This is a genomic window from Burkholderia sp. ABCPW 111, assembly GCF_000773065.1.
In the GTDB taxonomy this organism is placed as follows: Bacteria; Pseudomonadota; Gammaproteobacteria; order Burkholderiales; family Burkholderiaceae; genus Burkholderia; species Burkholderia savannae.
Genome location: NZ_JPWT01000061.1, coordinates 72286 through 79573 on the forward strand (window position 1 = coordinate 72286; position 7288 = coordinate 79573).

General features: G+C 61.8%; 4 protein-coding genes and 1 pseudogene. 1 reads left to right on the forward strand and 4 read right to left on the reverse strand.

Annotation, left to right across the window (positions count from 1 at the left end; translation table 11 throughout):
• Nucleotides 1-46 precede the first annotated feature (46 nt).
• The 4 genes from X946_RS11900 to X946_RS35080 form a co-directional block, all read right to left on the reverse strand.
• Nucleotides 47-676, reverse strand: a complete 630-nt coding sequence (locus X946_RS11900) for a DUF2244 domain-containing protein (protein WP_052145061.1) — start codon at nucleotides 674-676, stop codon at nucleotides 47-49.
• Nucleotides 673-2268 (reverse strand): cytochrome c oxidase subunit I, encoded by a 1596-nt coding sequence (ctaD, locus tag X946_RS11905; protein WP_038747552.1) that lies wholly within the window; start codon nucleotides 2266-2268, stop codon nucleotides 673-675. Before ctaD ends, X946_RS11900 begins: the two co-directional genes overlap by 4 nt.
• A gap of 1348 nt (nucleotides 2269-3616) precedes the next feature.
• Entirely contained in the window at nucleotides 3617-4993 is a 1377-nt protein-coding gene (locus X946_RS11910; RefSeq protein ID WP_235364016.1) for a hypothetical protein, read from the reverse strand.
• 310 nt (nucleotides 4994-5303) lie between these two features.
• Nucleotides 5304-5660, reverse strand: coding sequence for a hypothetical protein (locus X946_RS35080; protein WP_156443865.1), 357 nt, complete (start codon nucleotides 5658-5660; stop codon nucleotides 5304-5306).
• Between the two features lie 845 nt (nucleotides 5661-6505).
• On the opposite strand from X946_RS35080, the pseudogene X946_RS11915 reads away from it, so the two are divergent.
• Nucleotides 6506-7288: pseudogene (locus X946_RS11915) on the forward strand (hypothetical protein); the annotation flags it as partial.

Below are 7288 nucleotides of genomic sequence, written 5' to 3' on the forward strand. Positions count from 1 at the left end.
TGATTCGATTGTCGAACTCGCCATTGCGAGCCGCGCGATCGTCGAATCAAGCCGGATCGCGCGGCGGCCGTTCAGGGCGCGCGGCGTCGACACGCGGCATGCGCCGCTTCATCTCTGCAAGCGCCAGATTCACCTCCCGCACGACGCACCGCCGTTGCGCGAGCGTGACGTGCTGTCCGACGGAGGCCGCCTCGCCTCTGTACCGAATCCGTATCCGGGGATCGCGTTCGTTGTCGAGCTCCACGGTCGCCCACAGCGGATTCGATTCGTAACGTCGAAGCTCGGCGCCGCAGCGTTGAATCACTTCGAGACGGTGCTCGGTCAGCGCGATGCAGTCGTAATCGACCGCATGGCGCGCATACAGCAGGAAGCAGCCGCCGATCACGACGATCTCGGCGATCGCGCACGCGAACACCGCCCATGCGCCGGAGATCGCGAACGGCGTCGCGACCGCCAGCGTGAGCGCGGCCAGGAGCCCGATCGACAGCAAGGACTGGCGCGGCGATAGCGCGCAGTTGCGCCGCAGCATCCAGACGTGGCGGCGCTCGGCTTCGAGCGGCGTGCGTCGCGGATGCGCGAATGCGTCGGAGCACGGCGCAGGGCCGCGATCGGACCGATCGCGCCGCGCGCTCGCATCGCCGCGCGGATGCCGCCACGCCGATGAGCGGGTGGTCATTTCACCACGGGCGGCGTTTCGAACGAATGATAGGGCGCCGGGCTCGGCAGCGTCCATTCGAGACCTTGCGCGCCGTCCCACGGCTTCGCGTCGGTGCAGCGGCGCGTTTTGCCCATGTACGTCGGCAGCGCGACCCAGAACAGGAAGTACACCTGCATCAGCCCGAACGCGAATGCGCCGATCGTCGCGATCTGGTTGAAGTCGGTGAATTGCGCGGGATAGTCCGCATAGCGGCGCGGCATGCCCGCGAGGCCGAGGAAGTGCATCGGGAAGAACGTCACGTTGAACGAGATCATCGATCCCCAGAAGTGAATCTTGCCGCGCCGCTCGTCGTAGAAGTAGCCGGTCCACTTCGGCACCCAGAAATACCAGCCCGCGTAGATGCTGAACAGCGACGCGGCGACCATCACGTAATGGAAGTGCGCGATGATGTAATAGGTGCCGTGCAGCGCGACGTTCAACGGCGCCATCGCGAGCGTGACGCCGGTCAGGCCGCCGATCAGGAATACGAAGATGAATCCGATCGAGAACAGCATCGGCGTTTCGAACGTCAGCGAGCCGCGCCACATCGTCGCGACCCAGTTGAACACCTTCACGCCCGTCGGCACCGCGATCGTCATCGTCGCATACATGAAGAACAATTGCCCGGCGACCGGCATGCCGGTCACGAACATGTGGTGCGCCCAGACCATGAACGACAGGATGCCGATCGATGCGGTCGCGTACACCATCGACGCATAGCCGAAGAGCGGCTTGCGCGCGAACGCGGGAATCACCTGCGAGATCATTCCGAAGCCGGGCAGGATCATCACGTAGACCTCGGGATGGCCGAAGTACCAGAAGATGTGCTGATACAGCACCGGATCGCCGCCGCCCGACGCATTGAAGAACGACGTGCCGAAATGCCGGTCGAACAGCACCATCGTCACCGCGCCCGCGAGCACCGGCATGATCGCGATCAGCAGGAACGACGTGATGATCCACGTCCACGCGAACATCGGCATCTTCATCAGCGTGAGGCCGGGCGCGCGCATGTTGACCACGGTCACGACGATGTTGATCGCCCCCATGATCGACGACGCGCCGGCGATGTGAATCGCGAAGATCGACAAGTCCATGCCCGGGCCCATCTGCGTGGAGAGCGGCGCGTACATCGTCCAGCCGGCGGCCGGCGCGCCGCCCGGCACGAAGAACGAGCCGATCAGGAGCGCGCTCGACACCGGCAGCAGCCAGAAGCTGAAATTGTTCATTCGCGCGAATGCCATGTCGGACGCGCCGATCTGCAGCGGGATCATCCAGTTCGCGAGGCCGACGAACGCGGGCATGATCGCGCCGAAGATCATGATGAATCCGTGCTCCGTCGTCAGCTGATTGAAGAATTCCGGCCGCATCAGCTGCAGGCCGGGTTCGAACAGCTCCGCGCGGATCATGAGCGCCATCACGCCGCCGATCATCAGGTTGATGACCGAAAACAGCAGATACAGCGTGCCGATGTCCTTGTGATTCGTCGCGAACAGCCAGCGGCGCCAGCCGGTCGGTATGTGATGCGCGGCGTCGTGGACGTCCGTCACGTTCGTGGAGATTTCGCTCATCGTGTCCTTGTCTCGTTCTCGAAAATCCGGCAGGCGAGGCCGTAGCGGCGGCTGACGACGACATGCCGCGACCGCGATATCCGACGCGCTTGCCATGGGCAACTGAACATCGTGCCGCGCATGTAATCGGTCTGAGCGACGCGCTGCGTCTCGTGAAGACGAAGCGAGTGGTGTTCGGCCAGCCGCCGGGCACGGCGTGAACGAGATTTCACGCGACGCGTCATGGATCGCTTGGCCGTCGCTTGATTCGACGCGCAGCCGATGCCGGGCAAATCCTCTATTTCGATCAGCCGAGGTTAATTCGCGCGGCTTTTCGTCTCAAGCAGCAGATGACGCGAAAAATCGTGAAGCAGATGACGGGTAGCGTTCGGGAGAAATGCCGCTCGGGAGCCGTCGACCCGGCGACGAGTGGTTGTCGGCGACGAGTTTGATGCAAGGCGTGCGGTGAAGCACGCATGTGTCGCGTCGGTTCGCGGCGAATCGACCATTCGGCGCGTCGACGTGCGACTGGTGGGCGTTGCCGCCGCATGCGCCGCGTATCGGCGGATTGCATTTGGCGCGTGGCGCGACGTTCAATCGCGATTCGGACTTCGGTCGCTCTCACACCGGAAAAGGCGGGCGATTTCATTTCGCGCGCTCGACGCATCTGCAAAAAGCGGAAGGCCATGACCGCGTGCGGCCTGCGCGGTGCATGAAGGAAATGATTGTCGTGCCGACGGAAGGTAGCGGAGACGGATTCTCCATACACCGAATGACCGCGATGCCATGCGAGATGTCGCTATGGTGCGCAGAACGACTGGCGTGGCCGCATGACCGAAGAAAAAGCCCCGCGTCCCTTGCGGAGACGCGGGGAAAGCTAGAGACAACGAGTGTGCCGTGACCAAGTGGTGCACGGAGTTTTACTCTGCACGAAAATGAGAGACATGGAAATCGGACGAGTTCAATTTATTCGCCTTCCTACGCTTTATGGAGGGTTCGCGAAATCTCCAACTCCCACGATATGGCGACGCATGTGTGACGTCCCATGCATGACGGGAACGAATCGTGGAAAAAAGCCCTCACGTCCAGCAGGCGTGAGGGCAAACGGATGGAAACGGCCAAGGGCGAGCGCTTACCCTTGGCGCGGCCACCTCAACCCGAAGGTGGCCCGGAATTGATCTTGCGTGAATGAGAAGCGCCGATCAATCAGATCGGTCTGATTTTGCTCTTGCCATTCCGCTGCGATTGCGCGCTTGATCTTCTGTCGCCGCGAGAGCCGGCCCGATGCCGGCCATCGGCATGAGGCGTCGCGGCGCGCGGATGGTCGATCCTGCTGCGCCGACGGGATGCCGCCGTCGCGGCACGATTCTCAGTGCATGCGCGTCTCGTCCGATGTCGCAAATGCACCGGGGAACAGGTCGCTCGCGAATCGGCGAAGAAGGGTGAACCGCCTTGAATCCTCGTCCGAATCGACGTGATTTGACGCTTGCGGCAAGGCGATCGGATTGACGAACGCGGTCGGGCAATCACGATCACGTTCGCGCGCGTTGTCGTACGCGGTGCGCGCCGATCGCGCAAACTGCTCCGTGACGAGCATTTCCATTCCGGAGCTACCGAAGGCGATAGCTTGCGCATCCGTGGGCGGCGCATCGAATCCGCGCGGCCGGTTGCAGACAGCCGCGACGTGCTCGTCGGCCGATTCGAAGTGAGTGACGAGCGTCGATTCGGCTGGCTCGATGTTCGAGTCTGGCGTGGAGTCCGTCTTTGTCGATTGAGCGCCGGAAGACAACGCATCTGTGGGTGCGGGTGGCGGCGCGCTATCGTTTTGCCCATCCAGCTCGAATCGCGGCATATCGGCATGGGCCTCATCCGGCTCGTTCCATTGCGCCAGATCGAACGGCTCCGCTTGCAGCGTTGCATCGAATGAGGCGACGTATGGCGCAGCAGCAGTTTGCATCGACGTCGCAGGGAGTTCGCGGGCGAACAGGTTCGTCCACGCGATGTCCACTGCCTGCCGCGTCCATAGGCGCGGCGCCGATGGCGCGCGTTCGTATGCGATCGACGAGTACATCGAAGCAGTCAACATGTCGGCATAGAAAATCGGCGCATTCGTATCGATGGAGGCGTCACGCGATTCTGCGGGCGTGCTCGCCGGCGCCGTGGCGTCCCAGCGTGGTTTCACGATCACGATCGCATCGTGCGTTGCTTCGTCCATCGCTTGCGCGACCATATCCGCATAAAAGGAGGGCGGCGTGTCGACGGACTCGCTCAGTCGCGGCCTGCCTGCATCGGACGGCGTGCCGTCGAGTGTGCGCGCCTCGATACGTGCTTGTATCGGCGAGGGCGGCGCTGATATCGGCAGCCCGACGTGGCTCGACGCTTCGACGCCCAGTTGAAATGGAAAAGGGGCGAAGCTCGTGTCGGGTAGAGGGCCGGGAGGAAGCGGGCCGCTCGGCAATGGCTCGTCGTCGCCGATGCTGGCAAGATGCATCGGCAATTCATCAAGGCGATCTGCCGGAGGCCGGGCTGGATCGATGCGGCGATGTATATGCGTCCGGTCGACATCGGACACGCTCGGCGTCTCCGCAGACTTGGCGTGGAATGCAGCCGTTTCTTCAGGTACGGGATTCATTTTCTTGTCGACGCTGACGCTCGTCTGGACCGTATACGTGAGCGGTCCCGACATCGCAAGCATGAACGCGAACACGAAGCCGACAATCCAGATGTGCGTTTGACGTATCGACATGGATGCCGAAGTCCTCCGAGGTAATGGCGGGCCGTGGATCTATTGCGACGGCGAGCGTCGGCGCCGGGGCGACAAGCCAGGCAGAAACCCGCGACGTCGCGCCGTGATGTGACGCATTCTTCCTTGACGAAATTGATGCGGCGAATCGTTTTAGGCCGAGCCGCGCATGCATCAGGACTCGATCGTCACGCGGATCGCGGTATGTCCGAAAAACCGCCGTGCCCGGAATCGCGTGGGTGCTTCGTTATCGAGTGAAGAGTGGGTGGGCGTCGGTTTGTTCGATGAAATTTCGCAGACGCACGCAGACGCTTCAATCAAGCTGCATTTGGGCAAGGAACTGCTCGCGATCGAAGGTCAATCTCAGCGAGCGGCTTTGAGCGCTCCACATCAGAAGTCGACCGGGTTCGCGAAGCCACTGCCCATTGCTCCGGAAAACCCAGGTGACGTAGCCTCCCGGATGCTCGACAGTCCGATGGGGCGGGCCGAGATGCCAACCTACATGCGTCATCGGCGTGCCGAGGGGCAGCAGGCGCTCCAATTCGTTGCGTGTCTTCCAAGCGAGAAGGTCGTCGCACTTCCGTGTCGTGATAAGAGCGTGCAGTCGCGCCGACAGGCGGTGAACAAGCGATTTCGATTTTGGGGAATTCGTCGAGATGGATGTATTCATGATGCAGGGCTCATGCCGGCCATTCGTGTTTCGTCGGTCAACGCCAACGGCCGTCTGTATTCGAGGTATCGAACGGCCTCGCGCCGTCGGTGGATGAAAAGTGTCCCACGTCCTCCAGCGTAAGGCGATCGGACGGGTTCGAAAGGTGGTGTTCGTCGCGATGGGGAACGGGTATTTCTCGTCTGCAGGGAATCGATAAAAAGAAGAAGTGCGCGATTCGTATTGCGTTGCGGAATCCGGATGAATAGTGGAGCCAATGAGGCTGATTTCACTGATCCAAAACCGAACTTGTCTTATGTCTTCGCCGAATTTCTGTCGTTATGATGCGATCGATCGGCTCTAACTCGTTTGATTGAAGAAGTCGGAATGTCGGCAGTACGTCATGTGTCGTGCGAATGAGGTTCCGATTTTTTCTGCGAGATGGACAGGCACTCGATCGAGAGGTGCGAGAAATTGCATTTAGTTTAGTTATGCAAATTGTATGGCAGCGTGACTTATCGAGGCGAGTCGCCTTACTCATGGTGGGAACCATTAAGCGCCAGTAGTGACGGGACGTTTCGCACGCGCCACGCTCGTTGCCGCCGGCGCCTGCATCACCCGATGCCCGTGATTTGCAAATGATGTGTCGCGCCGGATCGACTGCGGTGGAATGACGACGGGGTTTCGTGACGCCTCGGCACATGCGGATCGTTCGATTGCCCGATCAAGCAGTACGGGGAATTGGATAGATCGACTCTTTTACTAATTCAGTATGACTAAAGGATTGAATCGTGAGCTACAAGATTGATCGACGCGGAAATAGTACGGCGAGCCGACGAGGAAGGCGAAAGCCTTCGCGGTCCGTCATGACGCAGCATGCGGCGCTCGTCACGCTTCTTCTCGCTGCATGGTCCGCGCCGAGCGTCGCACAGACGTCGACCCATCCTGGATCGGGCGCGCAGAGTGTCGAGGTAGGGGCGGGGTCGAACGCATCGGGCTCGCAAAGCACCGCGCTGGGTAACAATGCGCAGGCGTCCGGCAGCCAAAGCGCGGCAACGGGGCAGGGCTCGAAGGCGACGGGCAGTAGTAGTACGGCGACGGGTCAAGGCTCGCACGCATCGGGTAGTAACAGCACGGCGACGGGTCAAGGCTCGCAAGCGACAGGTGACAACAGTACGGCAACGGGCCAGGACGCCACCGCGTCGGGCGAATCGAGCACGGCAACGGGTCAAGGTTCGCAAGCGACGGGTGACAACAGCACGGCGACGGGTCAGGACGCCATCGCGTCGGGCGAATCGAGCACGGCAACGGGCCAAGGTTCGCAAGCGACGGGTGACAACAGTACGGCAACGGGTCAGGACGCCAAGGCGTCGGGCGAATCGAGCACGGCGACCGGCCAAGGTTCGCAAGCGACCGGCGACAACAGTACGGCGACGGGTCAGGACGCCAAGGCGTCGGGCGAATCGAGCACGGCGACAGGCCAAGGCTCGCAAGCGACGGGCGACAACAGTACGGCAACGGGTCAGGACGCCACCGCGTCGGGCGAATCAAGCACGGCGACGGGTCAAGGCTCGCAAGCGACGGGTGACAACAGTACGGCAACGGGTCAGGATGCGACCGCGTCGGGTGAATCAAGCACGGCAACGGGT